Origin of the sequence: Pseudobutyrivibrio sp. YE44, assembly GCF_900104335.1 — a bacterium.
GTDB lineage: Bacteria > Bacillota > Clostridia > Lachnospirales > Lachnospiraceae > Pseudobutyrivibrio.
Window position 1 is genome coordinate 17,984 of sequence record NZ_FMXT01000011.1, and the last position, 23,307, is coordinate 41,290.

Annotated in this window: 18 protein-coding genes; 16 read left to right on the top strand and 2 right to left on the bottom strand. The window is 40.5% G+C overall.

The annotated features are described in order from the left end of the window. The first annotated feature begins 392 nt into the window (after positions 1-392). The 7 genes from hypB (at position 393) to BLR54_RS12365 (ending at position 6,573) form a co-directional block, all read left to right on the top strand. Positions 393-1,064 (top strand): hydrogenase nickel incorporation protein HypB, encoded by a 672-nt coding sequence (gene hypB / locus BLR54_RS12335; RefSeq protein ID WP_090421524.1) that lies wholly within the window; start codon positions 393-395, stop codon positions 1,062-1,064. Between the two features lie 212 nt (positions 1,065-1,276). Then, positions 1,277-3,217 (top strand): NADH-quinone oxidoreductase subunit 5 family protein, encoded by a 1,941-nt coding sequence (locus BLR54_RS12340; RefSeq protein ID WP_090421526.1) that lies wholly within the window; start codon positions 1,277-1,279, stop codon positions 3,215-3,217. Beyond that, positions 3,214-4,092, top strand: a complete 879-nt coding sequence (locus BLR54_RS12345; protein WP_090421528.1) for an NADH-quinone oxidoreductase subunit H — start codon at positions 3,214-3,216, stop codon at positions 4,090-4,092. Before BLR54_RS12340 ends, BLR54_RS12345 begins: the two co-directional genes overlap by 4 nt. Before the next feature lie 3 nt (positions 4,093-4,095). Further along, the gene (locus BLR54_RS12350; protein WP_090421530.1) at positions 4,096-4,536 is read left to right on the top strand and encodes an NADH-quinone oxidoreductase subunit B family protein; all 441 of its coding nucleotides are present in this window, start codon (positions 4,096-4,098) and stop codon (positions 4,534-4,536) included. 49 nt (positions 4,537-4,585) lie between these two features. Next, complete coding sequence (locus tag BLR54_RS12355; RefSeq protein ID WP_090421532.1) at positions 4,586-4,960, top strand: NADH-quinone oxidoreductase subunit C; 375 nt, start codon at positions 4,586-4,588, stop codon at positions 4,958-4,960. Further along, the gene (locus BLR54_RS12360; protein WP_090421534.1) at positions 4,950-6,029 is read left to right on the top strand and encodes a hydrogenase large subunit; all 1,080 of its coding nucleotides are present in this window, start codon (positions 4,950-4,952) and stop codon (positions 6,027-6,029) included. Before BLR54_RS12355 ends, BLR54_RS12360 begins: the two co-directional genes overlap by 11 nt. A 148-nt stretch (positions 6,030-6,177) precedes the next feature. Beyond that, the gene (locus tag BLR54_RS12365) at positions 6,178-6,573 is read left to right on the top strand and encodes a 4Fe-4S dicluster domain-containing protein (RefSeq protein WP_090421536.1); all 396 of its coding nucleotides are present in this window, start codon (positions 6,178-6,180) and stop codon (positions 6,571-6,573) included. Between the two features lie 160 nt (positions 6,574-6,733). Here BLR54_RS12365 and BLR54_RS12370 read toward each other — a convergent pair whose 3' ends face one another. After that, positions 6,734-9,829 (bottom strand): sensor domain-containing diguanylate cyclase, encoded by a 3,096-nt coding sequence (locus tag BLR54_RS12370; RefSeq protein ID WP_090421538.1) that lies wholly within the window; start codon positions 9,827-9,829, stop codon positions 6,734-6,736. A 244-nt stretch (positions 9,830-10,073) separates the two neighbouring features. Between BLR54_RS12370 and hypF the strand changes: the two genes are divergently transcribed. The 3 genes from hypF to BLR54_RS12385 all read left to right on the top strand — a co-directional run bounded on the left by hypF (position 10,074) and on the right by BLR54_RS12385 (position 15,897). Beyond that, positions 10,074-12,383: a carbamoyltransferase HypF gene (gene hypF / locus BLR54_RS12375; protein ID WP_090421540.1), complete on the top strand. Its 2,310-nt coding sequence runs from the start codon at positions 10,074-10,076 to the stop codon at positions 12,381-12,383. 204 nt (positions 12,384-12,587) lie between these two features. Beyond that, complete coding sequence (locus BLR54_RS12380; RefSeq protein ID WP_090421543.1) at positions 12,588-14,864, top strand: cyclic nucleotide-binding domain-containing protein; 2,277 nt, start codon at positions 12,588-12,590, stop codon at positions 14,862-14,864. 151 nt (positions 14,865-15,015) lie between these two features. Then, positions 15,016-15,897, top strand: a complete 882-nt coding sequence (locus tag BLR54_RS12385; protein ID WP_090421546.1) for a serine O-acetyltransferase — start codon at positions 15,016-15,018, stop codon at positions 15,895-15,897. Between the two features lie 741 nt (positions 15,898-16,638). On the opposite strand, the gene BLR54_RS12390 is transcribed toward BLR54_RS12385, so the two are convergent. Beyond that, positions 16,639-16,980: a hydrogenase maturation nickel metallochaperone HypA/HybF gene (locus BLR54_RS12390; protein WP_176761945.1), complete on the bottom strand. Its 342-nt coding sequence runs from the start codon at positions 16,978-16,980 to the stop codon at positions 16,639-16,641. 78 nt (positions 16,981-17,058) lie between these two features. Between BLR54_RS12390 and BLR54_RS12395 the strand changes: the two genes are divergently transcribed. The 6 genes from BLR54_RS12395 (at position 17,059) to BLR54_RS12420 (ending at position 23,301) form a co-directional block, all read left to right on the top strand. Beyond that, a complete protein-coding gene (locus BLR54_RS12395; protein WP_090421550.1) occupies positions 17,059-17,268 on the top strand; it encodes a HypC/HybG/HupF family hydrogenase formation chaperone in 210 nt (69 codons plus the stop codon). Next, positions 17,268-18,311 (top strand): hydrogenase formation protein HypD, encoded by a 1,044-nt coding sequence (hypD, locus tag BLR54_RS12400; protein WP_090421552.1) that lies wholly within the window; start codon positions 17,268-17,270, stop codon positions 18,309-18,311. The genes BLR54_RS12395 and hypD overlap by 1 nt, the downstream gene beginning before the upstream one ends. Before the next feature lie 194 nt (positions 18,312-18,505). Then, positions 18,506-19,507: a hydrogenase expression/formation protein HypE gene (gene hypE, locus BLR54_RS12405; protein ID WP_090421554.1), complete on the top strand. Its 1,002-nt coding sequence runs from the start codon at positions 18,506-18,508 to the stop codon at positions 19,505-19,507. Positions 19,508-19,617: 110 nt separating this feature from the next. Further along, a complete protein-coding gene (locus tag BLR54_RS12410; protein WP_090421556.1) occupies positions 19,618-20,001 on the top strand; it encodes a response regulator in 384 nt (127 codons plus the stop codon). A gap of 408 nt (positions 20,002-20,409) precedes the next feature. Further along, entirely contained in the window at positions 20,410-21,558 is a 1,149-nt protein-coding gene (locus BLR54_RS12415; protein ID WP_090421558.1) for a THUMP domain-containing class I SAM-dependent RNA methyltransferase, read from the top strand. Between the two features lie 3 nt (positions 21,559-21,561). Beyond that, complete coding sequence (locus BLR54_RS12420) at positions 21,562-23,301, top strand: lectin like domain-containing protein (RefSeq protein ID WP_090421560.1); 1,740 nt, start codon at positions 21,562-21,564, stop codon at positions 23,299-23,301. Positions 23,302-23,307: the final 6 nt, after the last annotated feature.

A 23,307-nucleotide genomic window follows, 5' to 3' on the forward strand; every position in this document is an offset into this window, starting at 1 on the left:
ATTTTACTAAGCGCACTTCAAATTCCAGCAACTGATAGTTATATCCCCTGAGGAGAAGCATTACATAAAATAGAGTGTGTCTGAGAAATACATACTGTAGCACCCAAAGTGCAATGAATATAAAAGACACCTACAATAAAGAAAGCGCAGTGTAGCATTTAGAAAATACAAATTCATTGACACTGTTAATACATAGGTGGCGGGCCCGGGTGTAGCAGCAGGTGTAGCTGTGAACAGAATTAATAGAGGGAGGTCGTAACGCGGGGGCTGATTTAATGGGCAGGGGAGCGTTGGAAGGGGCTAAACTGGAGGGTGGGAATAGTGATGGGAATGGGGTATAATAGGGGTAGGCTTTGTGAGGGCGAAGCGGGTTTAGAGTAGGAGTATAAGTGATGAGTGAAGTAAAAGTAATTGAGATTGGAGAGAGCGTATTTGCTGAAAACGAGCAGGCTGCTGAGAATATACGTGCTCAGATGAAGGCTCAGGGGACATTCTTTTTGAATGTAATGTCGGGGCCAGGTTCAGGAAAGACAACGACGCTTTCTGCAATTATTAACAGAATGAAGGATAGATACAAAATCGGTGAGATGGATGTAGATATCGAGACTAGTATTGATGCCCAGAGGGTGGCTGATGCCACAGGGGTACAGTCAATCCAGATTCATAATATGGGGTTGTGCCATATTGATGCGGATATGACAAGTCGTGCGCTTATGGAGTATGACACTAAGGATTTTGATCTGTTGATTCTTGAGAATATTGGTAATCTTGTTTGTCCGGCGGAGTTCGATGTTGGAGCAAATAAGAACCTGATGTTGCTTTCTGTGCCAGAGGGGGATGATAAACCTTTGAAGTATCCTCTCATGTTCGAGATAAGCGACGTGGTGCTTATTAATAAGATAGATACCTTGGAGTATTTCGATTTTAGTAAGGAAAAGGTTACTGAGCGTATTTTGAAGCTAAACCCAAATGCAAAGATCTTCTTTGTTAGCGGAAAGACTGGAGAGGGCTTGGACGATGTTATTGCTTGGTTAGAGCAGGAAATTGCTGAGGCGAAAAAATAATTATTTAGGCTTGAGGACTGTGTGGTCCCCAAGCCTTTTTTATATAGAGCTTGAGAGCTAGCGTAATCATAGGTGGTTGTGCACAATTACTGTAAAAAAGCAATTTTTAGGATAACATTATGGTAAAAGTGTGGTATAGTAATTATGTTGTCTCTTGGGGGTAAAGGGGCAACGGAGAGGGATTTTTTATAATGTAATAGGAGGGAGTAATAATGGAAGTATTAGTGACAGCATTGATTTGCTTTCCATTTCTCTGGGCGATATTGCCTGCCGTGATTCATAATTCGAAGCGCAGGGCATTTACCGTCTATCTAGGCTGCGGAATCGTTATGGTTCTTTCAGTCTTCACTGCGATTCAGTGGTATTTGGCAGGGGGCCAGACACTGGATTTTCGTCTACCATATCAGGAAGCATTTGGAGAAATCTTCTTGTGGGGCGATATTTTCTTAATGTGTTTTATCACATATCTTTCATACAAACATAATAGATTAATAATCGCATTCCTTTCGATTATATCTACTGTGGTACCTACAATTTTAGAAAAGTTTGGACCAGAGCTTCCAGCGGGACCAACAATGCGTTTTGACTGGCTCACCTTCATTATGGTTCTGATTATTGGTGTTGTAGGTTCACTTATTGGAGTTTATGCAGTTGGTTATATGCATGGCTTTCACATTCATCATCACAAGGAAGTTACTGATAGAAGAAGCTTCTTCCTTTCAATGATATTTGTGTTCTTCGGAGCAATGTTTGGTCTGGTTACATCTGCAAATCTTCTAGGATTATATTTCTTCTGGGAAATTACATCTGTTACATCTTTCCTTTTAATAGGATATACCCGCACAGATGAAGCAATTAATAATTCTTTCAAGGCTTTATGGATGAACTTACTTGGTGGCTGCGGTCTTGCAGTGGCTATTTCTGTTGGAATTATCTATTTCAACACAGCAAATCTTTACACTTTGATTGCTGCAGCAGTAAAGACACCAACCAAAATGCTTTGTTTGCTACCAATAGCAATGCTAGCTTTTGCAGCACTTACCAAGTCAGCCCAGTTCCCATTTTCTGGATGGCTCCTTGGTGCCATGGTTGCGCCAACACCTTCATCAGCACTTCTTCATAGTGCAACAATGGTAAAGGCTGGTGTTTATATGCTTATTAGACTTTCACCAGCGATGGCAGATAACTATGTAGGAAACATGGTTGCGTTGATAGGAGGATTTACCTTTGTGGCAGCATCCTGCTTCGCAATTACGGTATCAGATGGAAAAAAAGTTTTGGCTTATTCGACTATTTCAAACCTTGGACTTATAGTTGCATGTACTGGTTGTGGTTATGAGGAAACCATTTGGGCTGCAGTATTCCTTGTAATTTTCCATGCTGTTTCAAAGTCAATGCTTTTCCAGTGTGTAGGTGCTATTGAAACAACAATTGGAAGCCGTGATGTGGAGGATATGCAGGGCTTGATGAGCATCTTCCCTAAGCTAGCCTTCATCCTTATGGTGGGTATTGCAGGAATGTTCCTTGCTCCATTTGGAATGCTTATTTCAAAGTGGGCAGCGCTCAAGGCATTCATCGACACAAGCTCAGTTTATGTTTCCACACTGATGGTTATGTTCATTTGCTTTGGTTCGGCTACAACAATGTTTTACTGGACAAAGTGGATGTCGAAAATCCTTGGAGCGTCAAAAAGGGAAAAATCCAGAGATCTTACAAAGAAGAATGAGTATATTTCAATGTTCTTCCATGCTTTTATGATGATTTCTCTTATACTTGGTTTCCCATGGCTTTCAGAGCATGTGCTTAAGCCTCTTTCAAATGATATGTTTGGCGTGGTTAAGCAGGTTATTTCCTATGAAAACATGGTAATTATGATTGTTCTTCTTTGCGGCGTATTCGTAATTCCGTTTATCAATTATCTTTTGACAAAGGGCCAGAAGGGCAAGAAGGTCATAACATATATGGGCGGTGCAAATGCAGGAGATAACTTCAATTTTGTATCCGCAACAGGAGACCCAAGAGAGATGGATATTTCCAATTTCTATATGGAAGATTTGATGGGTGAAAAGAAATTATTCACTCCAGCAATTCTTATTTCATCCTTCATAATTGTTGTTTACCTAATTATCGTAGTGGGAGGTGCTTTACAATGACAATTCAGACTAGAGTTTTATTTGCCGTCCTCTACGTGGTACTGACACCCTTTGTGATTGGATTATTAGATGGCTTCGACAGAAAGATTTCCGCAAGAATGCAGGGCCGAAGAGGCCCATCAGTGCTTCAGCCATTTTTTGATTTAAAGAAGTTATTTGAAAAAGAATTTTTGACAGCAAATAAGATGCAATTATTTTTAATTCGTTCTTATCTTTGCTTCATCGTATTATCAGGAATTATTTTCTTTGCAGGCTTTGATTTATTGTTAGTTATTTTTTCACTTTCAACAGCTGCAATGTTTTTGATTCTTGCATCCACCGCGACACATTCACCCTTTGCATCACAGGGTACCTCACGAGAGCTTGTACAGATTATGGCGTGTGAGCCAATGGAGCTTCTCGTGGCAGTAGGTTTTTATCTTGCAACTAGCACTTTTACAGTGTCAGACATTGTTACAAAAAGTCCAGTTGCAAACATTAGATTTTTACCAGGATTTTTTGTAGGCTTTGTATTTATCCTGACTATAAAGTTTAGAAAGTCACCATTTGATATTTCTACAAGCCATCATGCACATCAGGAGGTTATCAAGGGCGTTACCTCTGAAATGGTTGGTAAGGAATACGCAATGGTAACAATTGCAGAATGGTATGAGAATGCTATTCTTCTTGGAATCGTAGGATTGTTCTTTGTCAGCAGCAATATCCTGACAGTAATTGGAGCAGTTATTGCCATACTTGTGGTATGGTTCCTTGAGATTCTCATCGACAACACATCAGCAAGAGTAAAATGGCAGCTTATGTTAAAGCTTGCATGGGGAACAACAATAGTTGCAGCAGGCATGAATTTATTCTTGCTAGAGATAATTAGGGGGTAGGACATGGCTAAGATACATAAATCTCCATGGCTGCTTCATTATGACGGAAGCAGCTGCAATGGATGTGATATAGAGGTATTGGCATGCACAACGCCAGTGTACGATGTAGAGCGATTTGGTGTAATCAATACAGGCAATCCAATGCATGCAGACATTTTTCTTATAACTGGAGGAATTAACTCCCAAAACGAAGCAGTGGTTAAGCAGATATACGACCAAATGCCTCAGCCAAAGGTGGTTATTGCAGTTGGAACCTGTGCGTGTACAGGAGGAATATTCAAGGAGTGCTACAACATAAAGGGTGGCGCAGACACAGTTATTCCTGTAGATATATACGTTCCTGGTTGTGCTGCTAGACCAGAGTCAATAATCGACGGTGTAGTAAAGGGAATTGGTCTTTTCAAGGAAAAGGCAGCAGCTCTGGCAGCTCAGAGTAAGGCTTAAAGATATAGGTTTCAATTTTTGTTGAGACCCAAGGAGGAAGATAATAGTTATGCAGGAATTAAAGACAGACTTATTTTTAATAGATAAGGCAGAGCTTCTGAATATCATTATGGAAAAGAAAAATGCTCTTTGGAGACTTTGCCAGATTTGCTGTTCATATCCCAAGGCAGAGGACCATTTTGAAATCACCTACTCCTTTGCCAATGGACAGGAATTAGCAAATTACAGATTGATTGCTGAAAGAGAGGAGGAGGTTCCTTCAATCTCTCGTGTTTACAAATCAGCAATCTACTACGAAAACGAAATGCATGAGCTTTGGGGCCTTCATGTTGAAAACATCAAGCAGGATTTCCATGACAAGCTATATCGTATAGACGTAGAGACACCATTCCTTGAAAAGGAGGAAAAGAACGATGGGGAATAGAAGTGTAGTACCATTTGGCCCACAGCATCCAGTTCTTCCAGAACCAGTTCATTTGGATTTGGTGCTGGAGGATGAGAAGGTTTTGGCGGCAATACCATCAATAGGATTTGTACATAGAGGACTAGAAAGCCTTACTAGCAAAAAAGATTTCAACGAGATGGTGTATGTTGCGGAACGTATATGCGGTATATGCTCCTTTATGCATGGCATGTCATATTGCATGGCTTTGGAGGATATTATGAACGTAGAAGTCCCACGACGTGCTGATTATCTCAGAACTATTTGGGGTGAGATGAGTAGACTTCACAGCCACTTGCTTTGGCTAGGTCTATTGGCAGATGGATTTGGATTTGAATCATTGTTTATGCACTCATGGAGACTTCGCGAAAAGATTCTTGATATGTTTGAGGCCTCTACAGGTGGACGAGTTATCTTTTCTGTAAACACTATCGGTGGTGTATTAAAGGATATGCCAGCAGATATGCTAAAGGATTTTGTCCGCCAGCTTGATGAAATGGAAAAGGAAATCCGAGAGACTACAGCCATCTTCTTAGATGACTACACAGTAAAGAGTCGTCTTGTGGATATAGGTATAATTAGTGGAGAGGATGCAATCAGAAGAGGTGCAGTTGGTCCTATGATGCGTGCGTCAGGAATCAATGTTGATATGAGAAAGAACGGCTATGGCGCCTACAACGATATTGACTTTGAGGTGATTACCTCTAATAAGTGTGATTCCTATGCAAGATGTGAGGTGCGAATCGGAGAGATTTTCCAGTCTATTGATATTATTCGACAATGTGTAGCAAAGATACCTGATACGGAGATTAATACAAAGGTTACGGGAATGCCTAATGGGGAATCTATTATAAGAGTGGAGCAGCCACGAGGGGAGGCCTTCTATCACGTGCGAGCAAACGGAACAAAATTCTTGGATCGCTTCCGTGTACGAACACCTACCTTCGCCAACATCCCAGCCCTAGCTCAAACCCTCCAGGGCTGCCAATACAGCGACGTACCATTACTCGTCTTAACTATAGACCCATGTATTAGCTGTACAGAGCGTTAACAATGTTGCTAATAAGTATTTTTTATTATTTCAATAAACTAGCTGGTAGCTAACAATTTCTACTGCTATTTTTGAGAGTATAGTGAAAACGATGAAAAAATAGTAGTAGGAATTGTTAGTGTAACCAGCGGAATTTATGGAGAAGATTATGGGACAGTTTTTACCATTTAGTAAGCAAGTACTCAAGAATCTATTTTCTGAGCCAGCCACAACTCAATACCCATTTGTACCACGTGAGTACCCTGAGCGTACAAGAGGTCATGTGGATATTGACAAAGACAGCTGTATTTTGTGTGGTATGTGTATGCGCAGCTGCCCACCAGGGGCAATCAAGGTGGATAGAGCAGGCAAGACCTGGAGTATAAATCGCTTTGATTGTATTCAGTGTGGATACTGCACCGAAAAATGCCCAAAGAAGTGCTTGAGTATTACACCGGGCTATCAAGAGCCTGGTCCAGAAAAATTCGTATATATGGTGGAGGTTCCTTACGAACCCCCAAAACCTGCGGCAAAACCCGCGACCCCTACACCGTCACAATCGTAGGATAAAAAGCATAAAATAAGCCTATTACTATACCCAGAATCTTAAGTGAGCTAGTAGGCATCAAGCTCTTAGATTTCTCAAGTGAAGCTTTCTATAGCTGAACGGAGAAATACTAAGGCTTGTAGCCGTAACTAGCGGAGTATGGTAATAGGCTCTTAGTTTATGCGTATACTTTAGTTTTTAGGGCTTTTTTATCGTAATACATTTCTTTGTCGGCCTTGTCAAAGACATCTGATACGCGTCTTTCTCCATCGTATCTTGCGTATCCAGAGGCTATAACAACTTGCCCTTTGCGCTGATTCTCAAGAACTTTTTCTCTAAAGGAAGCCATAAGCTCATTTAGCTTGTTGTAATCAGAGCCTTGAGCAATAGCTACAAACTCATCGCCACCTATTCTAAATACAGGGCTGTGTTGGAATTGCTTACATATGAGCATACAACCTTCTTTAATGTATCGATCGCCCTCATGGTGACCAAGAGTATCGTTTATTTCCTTCAGACCATTTAAGTCGAATACTATTATTGCAAAATCGGTATTCGTCTTTTCTTCTATTAGGATGTTTAACTTCGCTTCAGCATCAATATAGGCATGCTTATTCTTCACACCTGTTAATGGATCGGAGTTAGCAGCTTTACTCATCTCTGCAAGATTCTTGTGGTAGCTTTGTTCTTTTCTAACTTGAGAATCAATATCCACAAGACCGAGAATGAGCTGAGGGCCTAGCTCCTCATTAAGGACCGTTGCCTTTATGCAGGTGTATCTTGGGCTTCCTTCGTATATTAATCTAAGGTTAAGCGAGAAAATACCTTCTGTCTTAATAGCTTCAAGAACATTTTCTTTAGTAAATAGTGTCAGGAAGTTCTCGATGTCGTCAATGAAAACATTCTTTAAGGACTTTATTCGGAAGTATTCATAGAAGTCGTCACCCTCATTCTCATGACCTAAATATTTGTAATCATCTGCTAGGACATAGCGGATATAGTGGTCAGTTTCAATATCCACTGCAAATATACAAATGAAATCTCCAGTAAGAGAGGTAACTCTAGAATAGGTTTGTCTTTCCTGTTTAATTCTTTCTAACTCATCTTTGTGTCTAAGCTCTAAGTCATTGTCCAGGTATCCAAGTATAACAACGGAAAGTGCTACAGCACCGGTTTCAGGATTGCTAGCAACCTTTCTTATGAAAAGATGAACTACATCATTTTTGGTTCCTCTTATGTCTACAATTACAGGTTTACCATCCTCTTTGCACTTTATAACAGCATTGAAGAAGTTTATATCGTTAGTACCTTTTAGATACCCATCGGTATTGCTAACAAAGGAAGGATAATAATTCTTTATAAATTGTTTGTAGGACTTGTTGCTCTTTAAGAGGCTTATTTCATCATCTACAACTTCTACGATAAGCATTGGCATTGTGTCAAAGAAACCGTTATAATTATCATCCCCATCAGATAAAGAGAAGGAAAAATCGTATAAATCCATATTTCCGATGGTGGAATAATATTCTGCCTCGTTAGGATTTTCAAAGGCAAACTTGGCACCTTTTTTGTAAATATCAATAATTACAGAAAATGGTAAAGCCTCACTATAGTAGAAGCCTTGAAGCAGTGTACATCCAACCTCATTGAGGAAGTCGATGGATCTATCTGTTTCAACGCCTTCTGCGACAGTTTCACTACCGAGACCTTTTGCAATTCTAATCAACTCTGAAACAATAATTCTACTATCTTCACTATGATCAAGCTGATCAATATAGGATTTGTCTAGTTTGATTACATCAAAGTGGATTTTTTGTAGCAAGTCAGGAGAGGAATAGCCGCTTCCAAAATCATCAAGCCATACGCTGAAACCTAACTCTCTGAACCTATTAACCTGAGTAAGCATAAACTCAGTATCATCCATAATGACACTCTCGGTTAATTCGATGGCAATATTGCTTCTGTCTACACCTGACTCATCCACAAGCTTTCTTATTTCCTCTACAATATCGCAGGAATAGAAATCAGTACGAGATAAATTGATGGAATTTGGCACAACACCAAAGCCGTACTTCTCTTGATTTTTTATTTTGATAATAACCTGTTTAGCTACATATAAATCCAGCTTGTAGGCAATTTTAGCATCCTCAAGAATAGGAATAAAATCATTTGGTTCGATTAATCCTTTTTCAGGGTCATACCATCTAACAAGGGCTTCCTCGTTACATACTTTGCTATTTGAGGTACGCACAATCGGCTGATAACAAACCTTTATCCAACCATCCGACATTGCTTTATCTATATTTTCAAAAATGTAGCGTCTATCCTCAAATCGTTTGAGCATAGCTTCGTCGAAATACGCAATTGTGGACTCAAAGATATTGCCACAGCTGTCACAGGCAATCTTGGCTCTGTCTGTTGCAGTTGCAGGTCCAACAAGGCCATATTTTGTATCATAAATACCAATTCGTACAGGTAAATTCTGTCCCCCGTTAATGTGTTTGAAATCTTCTAAAAGTTGCTCAAGCAACCTTTGTGAACCATACTTTTCTGTATAGCAGGCAAAATGGTCTGAGGTTGTTCTACAGCAATGGTAGTTACCAAAGGTTCTTGACAGAAGGTGGGCTACTTCTTTAATGAGCGCGTCGCCAGCAGTATAACCATAGCGCTGGTTATAGGCCTGCATGCCGTTTAGATTTAAGAAGATCATCAATAACTCGTGCCCCTCACTGATTGCTTCCTCTCTATAGGCTTCTGCCAATTCAAAGAAGTAGTTCATATCTGGAAGGCCTGTTAAATAATCATAGCTTAAATTGCCCATGCCCTTTTTGTTTTGAAAGCTTTTATTGTGAATAAGATTGAAACCTAAGGCAATGTCGCTGTTATCTGTATTGTAAACTCCTTCGTTTACATAATTGATTACAGCAAGCTTGGTGCCGTCTTCTTTAATTACATGTGTGCCTATTGCGTGGACAATAATATAATCCTCACCTTTTTTCTGGCGATAAATAACGTCATATTCTTCATCTTTAGATGCGAAACGTACAGCAGCGTCAGCCATCTCAGCTATATCATCTGGATGAACATATCTGTACATGTCCTTATTCATAAACTCATAGGTTTCCTCAAGGGTATCAAGACCAATAAGCTCTCTAAAGCCATTGGACAGAGCAATAGTAACTACCCGCTTATTAATAAACTGGTAGACACCCAAAGGTATACTGATATTTTCAATTAGTTTTAATTCACTGGCGTTATACTTGTATTTTTTCATGTTGTAAATCCCTTCATAGGCATTTGGATACAACTTTCACAACATACATCAAAATTATATCAAGTCAATCTTTATAAATGTTGATTTTGCATTAATGTTCAAAGAATGTTACGAGAATGTTCAAACTTTATTTTTGAATAATTATTTAAACGTCCACGGGAGTAATATGATAGAATTATGTAATGAAATGAATAATATAATCTTAAATGAGATGTATAAATAAACGGGATTAGGGAATAATGTAATGACTAATAAATACGTTATTAAGGGGCTGGTTCAGGGAATTGGATATCGTCCCTTTGTGGCAAGAATTGCAGAGGAATTAAAGCTTGATGGATGGGTAAGAAACACTGGTGGAATTGTGACTGTTATGGCCTCGGGATCAGAAGAGGCTTTGCAGCAGTTTTTTCAAGTGTTATCTAATCAGGTACCTACAGGTGGCTTTGTAAGCGCAATTGATGTGGATGAGTTGTCCTCTCCGACAGAGTTTGCGCCAGGATTTTACATCCTTGAGTCGGATTTTGATGAAGCTTCTAATTTACCCATGCTTCCAGCGGATATAGCTACTTGTGACAGCTGTAAGGAAGAACTTTTTGAATCTCGTAATCGACGCTTCTTACATCCGTTTATAAGCTGTACTATCTGTGGCCCTAGATATTCTATTCTTAAAAATCTTCCATATGACAGGGATACAATCACAATGGAGGATTTTGAAATGTGCCCACAGTGTAGGGCTGAGTATACTGGGAAAAAGGACCGACGAAGACATGCTCAGACTGTTGCCTGCAAAGATTGTGGACCAAAATTGGAATTTATCAGAATAAAAGACAAAAATACTGACAATGTTACGACTTGTGGAAAAGTTGATAACTCTGTGGATATATATAACGAAAACGATTTAGGTCCAGAATTATCAAGGGCTTGTGAAATATTAAAAGATGGGGGAATACTGGCTATAAAGGATATTGGTGGATATCATTTGGCATGTAATCCTTTTGCAGAAAGGTCCGTATCAGCCCTTAGAATTCTTAAACACAGAGAGGCAAAAGCTTTTGCTGTAATGTTTGAGAAATTAGAACAGATTCGAGGGTATTGCCAGGTTAATCAGCAGGAAGCTGAGCTTTTAGAATCACCAGCCAGACCTATAGTTCTGGTTAGAAGAAAAAAGGTTGGTGGTGATAGTTTAGATGCTGTCTGTCTTAACAGTCCAGATATTGGGGCAATGCTTCCATGTAACCCTGTGCAAATAATATTGACAAGAATCTGCGGTCCTCTTGTTATGACCAGTGGAAATGCCAGCGGAGATGTGCTAGAAATAGATAACGATAGAATGAGATTATGGCTTGAAGGGCGTGTGGCTTCCGGAGATATTCCAGAGGAAATTCAAATTGCTATGCTTGGTCATAACAGGGCTATCCTTCGACCTTCCGATGATTCTGTAATGAAGGTGGTAAAGGGAAGACAACAGTTTATCAGAAGAGGAAGAGGCCATGTGCCAAGTCCACTGACAACGGATATAATGGATGAGATATTTGCAGCAGGGGGAGATTTAAAATCCAGCTTTTGTTATGTGCAAAACGGGTATGCCTATGTAAGCCAGTATCTAGGAGATATGGAAACTGTTAGCTGTCAAAACTTCTATGAAAAGGAAAGGACAGCCATGAAGGATATCTTTGGCTTCAATCCTAAGTATATAGCTGCTGACTTGCATCCTGGTTATTTTAGCAGAAATATGGCTAAGGAGCTTTCGGAGGATTTGAATCTTCCTATTAGCTGTTATCAGCATCATAAGTCACATGTGGCTGCGGTTATAGCTGAGCACAGATTATCAGAGCCAGTGCTTGGCTTTGCCTTTGACGGTACAGGTTATGGTGAGGATGGAAACATCTGGGGGAGCGAAGCTTTTATATGGCGTGGAACAAGCAATATGGAACGAGTTGCACACCTGAAGCCATTGAAGCTTATTGGTGGTGATGAAGGGGCAAAGAATTGTGATACTATCCTTTCAGGATTTTTACATAGTATTGGCCTTGAGGCCTTTGATATAAATCCTAATAAGGAGCTAATCTATGCAGCTATAGATAATAATATAAACACTGTAACCTCCACTTCCATGGGACGTTTGTTTGATGCAGTATCTGCTATGCTTGATATATGTCATTACAACTCCTATGAAGGGCAGGCTCCGGTTGAACTGGAAAATATAGCAGCAAGAAATAATGGAGAAGCATATGCCTTATCCCTTGGCGAGGATGGTGATGTGGCAGAGCTATTTGCAGGGATAGCTGAGGCTATGAAAAATCAGATACCAAGAGAGAAAATTGCAAAGGGATTTATTCAGGCTGTTGGAAAATATATTCAAGCTATTGCTTTGAAATCAGGAATTACAACTATAGTTTTATCGGGAGGAACCTTCCTAAACAGAATCCTTTTGGAGTATACAATCGATTTGTTGGAGTCAGAAGGATTTACGGTTTACATATCAAATCAACTTCCTTCAGGAGACGGTAGTATTTGTTTGGGCCAGGCTTTTTTGGCATACATGGAAAAATAGATATTTGTTAATTAGAAAAGATTTCTGCCGGTAGAATATCCTTCTGCCAGTGGGAATCTTTATATTTTTGTGAATTCTTTTACAGTTAATTGACATAATTTTCTGACAATTTTATAATTATAGTGTGGTTTAATCTAAGTAAAAATAGGGATTAAGACATAAAGAGTGCTTCGTTGGTAACTGTGTAAATTGGGGGAATTTACTGTGGAACCTATTAACATTCAACAGGGACAAAAGCTAATAAATGAAGGGGACCCAGTTGATAGCATGTATGTTATCGTCACTGGTGCTATTGAACAGATTTGGAGGGGACAGCATTTGATGCTTGGACCAGGTACAATTGCTGGACTTTCAGATTCTCTGAACCATGAGTATGAGGCTGATTATGTGGTGGCCGAGGATGCCATGGTTATTAAATGCCCTTACAAGACGGTGGCTGATTTTGGAGGTATTTTTGAGGCTCAGCCAGTCTACATTTTCGGCTTTTCTAAGGGCGCCTTTAGACAGTGCCGAGATGTTTTCAAGATTTATGATGACAATAAAAAGAAGGTTGATGATTTCCTTAACTATTGTAGAGGCATCAACAATGAATATAAAAAGCAGTGCCGTGCTATAGGTGCTGAAATTCAAGAAAATCCTATGTTAGAGGAACTGGAACCGCTAGTATTGGATTCAGAGATTTTACAGTGGGAGCACGACTATATTGACAGCCTTAATTCTGTTGATAACAAAGAAATAGAGAATATATATGGTTCGAAAACTGAAATAGCCACAGGTGTTATTGGAATAAGCTGTGGTTATATGAAGCGTGCTATTGAAGCTATTGAAACTATGGGCTTTTATTTGGAGGAATTTACTCCAATTCTTCTTGCACCTGAAAAGGGTGATATGTTTGAGCAGATTTTCAATCTTCGTATATACGCTGCTCAAAGAGGCGCTGATCAGGAAAATGTAATTAAGCTTATGAAGATGCTTTACAAGTTCCTGTCTCAGTCTGGAATATATGACAAGAAGCTTTTAAAGGAACGTTGGCAGGAGTATGACAGCCATGACTTTGCAGCTACAGCAGCATCCTTTGATGAGGCCAAAATGCAAAAGCAGGCAGAGTTTACCCAGACCTTTGAGCACCTTTGCGAATTTGCTGAAATTGAAGAGGAGAAGACAGCAGAATATAGAGAACAGCTTGATGCATATCTTGCTCTTGATGACCGTGAAGGTAAGGATGATGAGGAGCGAAAGGCTCGTAAGAAGGCTGTTGATTTGTTCTACGACTTATACATGAAAATCTTCTTTAGAGCCCTTGAATTGGAAGCCTACGGAGGAGAGTTGGATACAATTGTCCGCATGTTCCTGAACTTTGGATATATTGATTACAATGCAGTGGGGGATGAGTTGACAAATGAATTGGCTGATTTGGTAGACAGATTAGATACATTATGTCACTCGGAGAATTTGTTTACTATTTATACCTGGCTTAGGGCGGTTTATGCCGGTGACAGAGAGCCAAGCAGAAACGAGCTGGACTTAGACTATCGAGGCTTTGTTTTAGAGGAGCGCAAAAACGGAAATATTTCTGAGGCAGATATGCCAACTTGGATGAATGACCAGGAGCAGAAGGTAAAGTTTGAGATAACAAATTTCTTCGTATCTGCAAACAGAACCACCTCAGGAAAAATGACCTCCTTCTGTCCTGTTCTCACCAAGGAGGACTTTGGCGCGGAGCCTATGCGAATGCTTCTTACCAACGCAAAGCTTATGGAAGCCATGGAAAAAATAGAATCAGTGGATTATCAGATATTCCTTCGAGAAGCATATTTCACAGATATGGAAGCCAACGTAAAGAGTGAGGCTTATCCAAAACGTGTTCAGCCAGATATTATTCTTCTTCCAAACTGTGGTATGCGTGCCATGATGTGGCAGGAGTGTGGTGGTATCAAGGTGGATTCGCCAGGTAGATTCGTATTTCCGATGTTCACCTTCGACGATCTTGATAAGCTCATGATTTACTGCTGTGGTGCCTTCCGTTGGGAGATTTGCCGTAAGGAGCAAGGCCCTAGATGGAATGATATTGGAAGTGAATGTCTCACCTCTGATTTCTACGACTACTTTACCTTCTACAGAAAGAACAAGGAACTTTCTGCTGAGAATAAAGAAAAGGTTAAAACTCTTCTTAAATCATCACGTAACAATATGCGTGAAGCCTTTACCAAGCAGTACACCATCTGGATTAATTTTGAGGCCCAAGGAAGTATTCGTTTGAACAAGCCTGAGCGAAATATTCTAAACAAGCACTGTACCTTCTCAAAGCCATATCGCTCAAAGGTTGCTAACCATCCTATGTACGAGCAGGTAATTTCTCGTCATGAGATTAAGTGTAGTCAGGCGTTAAATCATTTGAAGACCCAGCTAGACAAGGTTGAAAAAAATGGTGGAACTGTTCCAGAGGAAGTATTAAAGGGAATGGAATATCTTAGAATGTAGAACTAAAATACAAGGGCTCCCAGACAACTGGGAGTCTTTTTCTGTGTAAAAAAATAATTTTATGTGCTAAACTAGTACCATCTTAATGTTTCTAGTTGGCAGACATATTTTGCCGGCAGGAAGACAACGAAAACTGACAGGAGAATTAATCATGGATGGCAAAAAAATAGAGCAGGAAATCCTCGAGATTACTGAAGAACTTATTAAAGATTACAAATCAGACAGAGCTATAGACAAGATGGATACCTTCCATCAGCCAAACAAAGACAGCATCATCGACATCACAATGAAGCTGCTTCGTATTGTTTATCCTGGCTACTATCGTGATCACGTATACAAGGTGTACAATGTTGAGACCAACCTTAACACCCTTATGGAGGATGTAGTTTACAATCTTAACAAGCAGATTGCATTGATTCTTTGCTACAGTGCAGATTACTGCAATTGCTGCGATGATGATTGTGCTGCTAAGGCTGAGGAGCTTTCCTTAGCATTCCTTAAGCGAATTCCACACGTAAGAGCCCTTCTTGATACTGACTTAGCTGCTGCTTATGATGGAGATCCTGCTGCCACCAGCATCGACGAAATCATTTTTGCATATCCAGGTATTCTTGCTATTACAATATACCGCTTGGCTCACGAGCTTTACCTTTTAGGCGTGCCAATCATCCCACGTATTATGACTGAGTATGCTCATTCCAACACAGGTATCGACATCCATCCTGGTGCCACCATTGGTGAATACTTCTTCATTGACCACGGCACAGGTATCGTAATCGGTGAAACTACCATCATCGGCAAAAACGTAAAGGTATACCAGGGCGTAACACTTGGTGCCCTTTCTACACGAGGTGGCCAAAACCTTCGTGGAGTTCGTCGTCACCCAACCATCGAAGACAACGTAACCATCTACTCCAACGCCTCAATCCTTGGCGGCGACACCGTCATCGGACACGATTCCATCATCGGCGGCTCAACCTTCATCACCGAATCTGTACCGCCTGAATCTCGTATCTACTACGACGTAAAATAAAACCACGCAAACCTGCGGCTCTTTTGATATCTCAAGGGGGCCGCTTTTTCTATGCCCACTCGCCGTCCTTTTACCCCCGCCTGCCCCGCCCCAGCCCCGGCACCGACCAATACGGCACACCTGTTATCACAATCGCTAAACGTTGGTTTTCTAATTCCTGCTTTTCGCTTTTTTATTAGTGAGTGTTCTTTCAATTTATTGCACTTTTATCGCTACTGTATGTATTGCACAGACACACACTATTTTTTGTAATGCGCCCCATCAGGATATATAACCATCAGCTGCTGGAATTTGGAGTGCGCTTAGTAGAATAAAAAGCAGGTTTTGTATGTATAGGCAGCAGCCGCTAGGAAGGCGGCTGCAGTGGTCACTTGAGACACGATGTTGAATGTGCCACGGTGACTATACATTCAAAACCTGCTTTTTTAATTCTACTTAGCAAATGGAGTATGGAAGCAACTGATGGTTATATATCCTGATGGGGCGCATTGTTTGAATTCATAAGTGTCTGTGCAATACATACAGTAGCTTCAAAGTGCAACACCAATGAAAGTACACTCACAAAAGCTCAAATTGCAGGAATAAGAAAACCTAACGTTTCGCTCAAATGATGATAACAGGTGTGCCGTATTGGTCGGTGCCGGGGCTGGGGCGGGGCAGGCGGGAGACTTTGGAAAGCTGAGTGGGCATAGAAAAAGCGGCCCCAGGAAAGAGTCAGGAGCCGCAGGTTTGCGTGGAACTTTAGCTTACTTCGATGTTTTTTACGATGAAGTCGGTACAGCGCTGGAGCTTAAGGTTGGAGCTGCCGCATTCTGGACAGCGGTCCGAGAACTGGTGTCGCGTGAAGGTGGAACGGCAGTCGGTGCAGAGAACGGTGGATTCTTTGATGGTGGCGTCCACCTTGACTCCGGCTAAGGGGGTGCCTTCACTCATGACCTGAAGGTATTGTTCGATGATTTCGGGTACGTAGTCGCACTGGTCTCCTAAGAGGAGGTGGATTTTGTCTACATGGTTGACGCCCGCTGCGTCAGCCTGTTTTTTTACAAGGTTAAAAACGTATTCTGTCACTGCTAGTTCGTGCATTTTATCCTCCCAAAACATGTCAAATGTAGTATAGTAATACTGTTGAATAATTATATCAAAGATTAGGGGAAAAATGTAATGTGTGTGGCAATTCCAGGACTTGTAAAGAAGATAAAAGATGGCAAGGTTACCGTGGATTTCAATGGGAATGAAGTGGAAGCTTATGCAGGTCTTGTAAATATAAAGGAAGGCGATTATGCCTTGGTTCATGCAGGCTGTGTTATTCAGACCTTGAAGAAGTCGGAGGCTGAAGAAATTATTGAGCTGATGGGAGGTCTGGAGGCTTAATGGAAATAGCAGAGCTTGTAGATTTTTTACGAAATTATGATGGGAAGCCTATAAGGCTTATGGAGGTATGTGGCAGTCATACTCATGCTATTGCGAAGCATGGAATACGTGGGTTGTTGTCAGATAAGATAGAGCTTTTGTCTGGGCCAGGGTGTCCGGTTTGTGTAACGCCTACGGCATATATTGACAAGCTTATTGAGCTTAGTTTGCAGGAAAATACTACGGTGGTTACCTTTGGGGATTTGCTAAGGGTACCTGGTAGTGAAGAAAGCTTGAATGCTGCTAAGGGACGTGGCGGTTCTGTGGAGATGGTTTATTCGCCTATGGATGTGCTGCAGCTTGCGAAAGATAATCCATATCGTATATACGTATTTGCGGCGGTGGGTTTTGAAACCACAGCTCCGGTATACACCTTGCTTTTAGATCAGGCAGTGGAGCAGGGGCTTTATAATATCAGATTGCTTACAGCCTTAAAGACTATGCCAGGGGCTATTTCATATCTGTGTGATAATGGTGCAAGGATTGATGGTTTTATTGCTCCGGGCCATGTGAGTGCTGTTACAGGTGCGGATTACTTTAATGACTTGGCTAAGAAGTATCAGATTCCTTTTGCTGTGTCAGGCTTTGGGGCTAAAGAGTTGGTGGTAGCTATTTATGGCTTGGTTCAGATGGTTATAAACGGTGATAGCTCTGTAAAGAATTTCTATACCTCAGTTGTGGAACAAGACAAAAATCCTGTCATAGAGATGCAGATAAATAAATACTTTGAAGCTGCAGACGTTGCGTGGCGTGGAATGGGAATAATTCCAGGTTCTGGCTTGTTGCTTAAGGATGATTATAAACAGTTTGATGCTGGAAGTATGGGGCTTGATGTGGATAACAAAAAGAATAAGGCATGTCGATGTGGAGAAATTCTCATGGGTAAGGCAAAGCCTTCCGATTGCCCACTGTTTGGCACTGCGTGCACCCCATCAAATCCAGCTGGTGCATGCATGGTCTCAGAGGAAGGGGCATGTAACAGCGTATATCTGAGCAAGAATTAATTAGATAAATATAAAATATAAATGAGCAAATTCTAATTACTGATATATTCAAATGTTAAAAGTCTTAAGTGAGCAAATTCCAATTAACAATCTATTAGAACTCTACTGCGAGACGTGTTAGTCGAGCAGAGAGTTACTAATGATTGTTAATGTAGGGATTTGCGGACTAGAATTTGCGGATTAGGGTATTAATTATGGAGAAGATTTGTATGGAGCATGGCTCAGGCGGCCGTGCAACAGGTGAATTGATTAGAGAAATTTTTGAGTCACAATTTGATAGTGATGTGCTTTCGGAGATGGAGGATGCTGCGGTGGTTCCTGGGGATGCCACAATTGCAATGACCACTGATAGCTTTGTGGTAACTCCTTTGGAGTTTCCGGGAGGAGACATTGGAAGGCTGTGCATATGCGGAACGGTTAATGATTTGTGTATGCGAGGTGCCACCCCTAAATATATTACCTGCGGGTTCATTCTTGAGGAGGGGGCTGATATACCTACCTTACGAAGAATTGTAAAATCCATGGCGGATATTGCAAAGGAAGCTGGAGTGAAAATCGTTGCCGGAGATACAAAGGTTATTGAGGGCAATGGTGGAATATATATAAATACGGCAGGCGTTGGCTTTGTGTCAAAGTCTGTGGATATAAAGGCAAAAAATGCTAAGCCTGGTGATGCGATTATAGTCTCAGGAAATGTTGGGGATCATCATGCTGCTATTTTAAGCCAGCGCATGAATATCAAAAATTCTATTGAAAGTGACAATGCACCTCTTCAAGATATGGTGACAGCTTTAATCCAAGAAGAAATTCCAGTTCATGTTTTGAGAGATGTTACTAGGGGAGGTCTGGGAACGGTTCTTAAAGAATTGGCAATGGCTAGCAGGCTGTCTTTTTGTATAGAACAGGAAAAGCTACCTGTCACTCCACAGGTTCAATCCTTCTGTGGGCTTCTTGGATTGGATCCTCTTTACATGGGAAATGAAGGGAAGTTAGTTGCTATTGTTCCAGAGGAATATGCAGCTAAGGCTGTTGAAATAATAAGAAGCTGCAAATATGGTGAAAATGCCTGTATAATAGGCAAAATCTGCGCTCCTAAAAAGGATACAGACGCAGGTACTCTTATTATGAACACCGAAATTGGCGGCCAAAGATACTTGGATATTCTTCAAGGTGAAGGATTACCACGTATCTGTTAGCCTTTTGTATACAAAGAGTTAACAGAAGTTTCATAATTTTAGCACCACTTCATGTGGTATAATATATCTACACTTCCAAATTGATTTGTTTCATAAGAGGAGGATGCACGGTGGGTAAGACAGTTCTTATAGTTGATGACTCCAAGTTCATGCGAGCTGTAGTCAGAGGCGAAGTAGAAAGAAATGGTCTCACTGTAGTTGGCGAAGCAGATTGTAGTGATGGTGCTGTTACCAAGTACAAGGAGCTTAAACCTGATATAGTTACGATGGATATCACCATGACAGTTGACGGACATACTGTCGGTCGTAGTTCTAACGGCATCGATGCTATTAAGCAAATCAAGGAATTCGACCCAGATGCCAAGATCTTGGTGGTAAGTGCCATGGGCCAAAAGTGTTACGTTATCGAGGCAATAGAGGCTGGAGCTAAGGATTTTGTTATTAAGCCATTTGATGAGGTTAGATTTGCGGAAGCGCTAGCTCATTTTAAGTAATAGAATATATACAAAGGGCTACATTTTGTAGTCCTTTTTATTTAGACATCATTTTGAAAACGTGTATAATATAATTCATAAGTAGTTTTAAAAAATGTAATAATATGGAAACTGTATTTGAATATGGTATAAGAGACACTTGAGGATTTGAAAAATTAATGCAAAAGAAAAAGACCGAGTTTTCGGTCTTTTTGAGGGGAGTATAAATAATTAATAAGGGCGTGGGCGGGAAACTCCGTCCACGCTTAGGATTATAATATAGATGATACCCCTTTGCAAGAAAATATTTCAGAAATTTTTCACATTTTTGAAATATAGAACAGTCAATTTATTTGACGTGCTTGGTGATAAATAATAAGATATTTTTGTTAAGTATAAGTAATAAAAGAAAGAGATAGAAATTTTAATATGCCAAAGATTTTCACAATTAGTTGCCCTTGCCATTTTGGTTTAGAGGCTCCTTTAAAAAGAGAAATATATGATATGGGATACGACGTTACAGAGGTTACTGATGGTCGAGTAACCTTTACTGGTGATGCAGAGGCTATTTGCCGCGCAAACATTCACCTTCGTACTGCAGAACGTGTTCTTGTTGAGGTGGGCCGCTTTCATGCCACCACCTTTGAGGAGCTGTTTCAGGGGATTAAAGCTCTTCCTTGGGAGGAATATATTCCTGAAAATGGTAAGTTTTGGGTTACAAAGGCAACCTCTGTAAAGAGCAAGCTTTTCTCTCTTACAGATATTCAGTCCATTGCTAAAAAAGCAATGGTTGAGCGCATGAAGACATATTATGATACCCAGTGGTTTAAGGAGGACGGCTCCGAATACCCTGTTCGTATCTTCTTGTTAAAGGATGACGTTGTTGTCACCTTGGACTCTACAGGTACTCCTCTTCATAAGAGAGGTTATCGTACCTACACCAGCAAGGCTCCACTTTCAGAGACTATGGCTGCGGCGCTTATTCAGCTAACACCATGGCGTCCAGACAGAATATTGGTGGACCCTTTCTGTGGTTCAGGTACATTTCTTATTGAGGCAGCAATGATGGCTGCAAATATTGCTCCAGGACTTAATCGCGAATTCACATCTATGGATTGGGACAATATTATTGATACAGATTTATGGAAGGATGTTTTAGACGAGGCTAGAGCTGATGTTGACACCTCGGTGGAGTGCGATTTACAGGGCTTTGATATTGATCCTGATATGGTCAAAATCGCTCGTCTTAATGCAAAGCAGGCAGGTGTGGATCATATGATTCATTTCCAGGTTAGAGATGTCGGTGCTTTGCGTCATCCAAAGAAATTTGGTTTTATTCTCACAAATCCTCCATATGGAGAGCGTTTGGAGGATAAAAAGGATTTGCCAGAGATTTATGGAAAGCTTGGAGATTCCTTTAAGGCACTTGATAGCTGGTCTATGTTTGTAATTACCAGCTATGAAAATGCTCCAAGAGATATTGGCAAAAAAGCAGACAAAAACAGAAAGATTTATAATGGAATGATAAAGACTTATTTTTATCAGTTCCTTGGACCAAAGCCTAAGAAAAAGGACTAGAATATGAAATTTTCCAAGAGATTTGTGGTGTTTGTGCTAGTGATAGCCATCACCTTGTTTGGAAAAATGAATAATTGGAACGACAGATATGCAGCTGTCGAGACCTTCCGTGGTGCAGCACTCAATGAAGATGTGCTGTATCCTTTGATGTCCAAAAATCTTAATGATGGTAGCAAGCTCAAGGTTTATATCAATGGAGAGCCTTATGTTGAAAGCAATCAAAATACCATGTTAGATGATGGACTTAATCCTGTTGGCTCTTTAGAATTCATCCGAACTGTTCTCAACGGATCAGCCTTTATGCAGGATGAAAATAGCGCAGTTGTACAGATTACAAATGACATTTACGAGTTCATTGAAGGAAAAAACAGTGCCACTGAAAATGGCGAGGAAATCAGCCTTAAAACAAGACCATCCTTGCATCTTGGAGATTTGTACGTAGGTCTCGAGGATTTATGTAAGGTGTTTAATTATGACTATTCTTATGACAAGTCTACCTACACTGTAAACATAAATATTAATAAGGTTCCTAAGCTTCCAAAGTCTTATGATCTTCGCTCAGTCAATCGTGTAAGCTTTATTCGAAATCAGGGGTCCACTGCCACCTGTTGGGCTTGTGCATCCCTAGAGTCTCTTGAGTCTTCACTTTTACCAGCAAAGCCATACAAGTTTTCTGTGGATTCCATGATTAATTCAAATAGCTTTAATTTGGATGAATCAGCAGGTGGAGATTACACAATGGCCTTGGCCTATTTGTTGTCGTGGCAGGGTCCAGTAGAAACAGAGGATAGCAAAAATCTTTTTGAAGAACTGACAAGTGACGATGAAATCAGTCCAGTACATCTTCAGGAAGCTCATTTTTATGATTCTGAAAATTTGGATGATATAAAGCGTGCAGTATATTGTTATGGCGGTGTTTCTACCTCTATTTATGCCAGTGTTTCTACTGCTAATCTTAATGGTTCAAGCAGCTATAATCGAAGTACCAATTCATACTGCTATACGGGAAATGCGAAGCCAAACCATGACGTGGTTATTATAGGCTGGGATGATTCATATTCTGCTGATAATTTCAGTACAAAGGTTGCTGGAAATGGTGCCTTCATTTGTCAAAACAGTTGGGGAAGTGGTTTTGGCGATGATGGTGTATTCTATATTTCTTATTATGATTCAAACATCGGAAATCAGGCTGTATCCTATGTAAAAGTGGATACAAATAACAGCTATAGCTATATTTATCAGAGTGATTTGTGTGGTTGGGTAGGTCAGATAGGCTACAGTAAAGAGTGGGCTTATGGCGCCAATACCTACACTGCAGAAGCAGATCAGCAAATCGAGGCGGCTGGCTTCTATGCTCTTGGCAAAAACACCAGCTACCAGGTTTATTTTGTTCCAAATTATGAAAACACAAGCACCTTGGCTTCAAAGGAAATTGTGGCTTCAGGAACAGTTGACCAAGCGGGATATTATACCGTAAAATTTAATTCAGCTAAGACAGTAGCAAAGGGAGAAAATTTTGCAATTGTTGTCTATATAAACACTCCAGACACCTTGCGTCCACTGGCTGTGGAATATGCAAGTGACGCCATGACAAAGAATGTTGATATCACCGATGGAAAGGGCTTTATCAGCAATAACGGATTGGATTGGGAGAATGTTGAAGACGTTGCAAAAGCAAATCTTTGCATAAAGGCTTATGCAAATAATGTTGTGGAAGTGTTTAATCCTGAAGATAAAAAGTAAGCATTA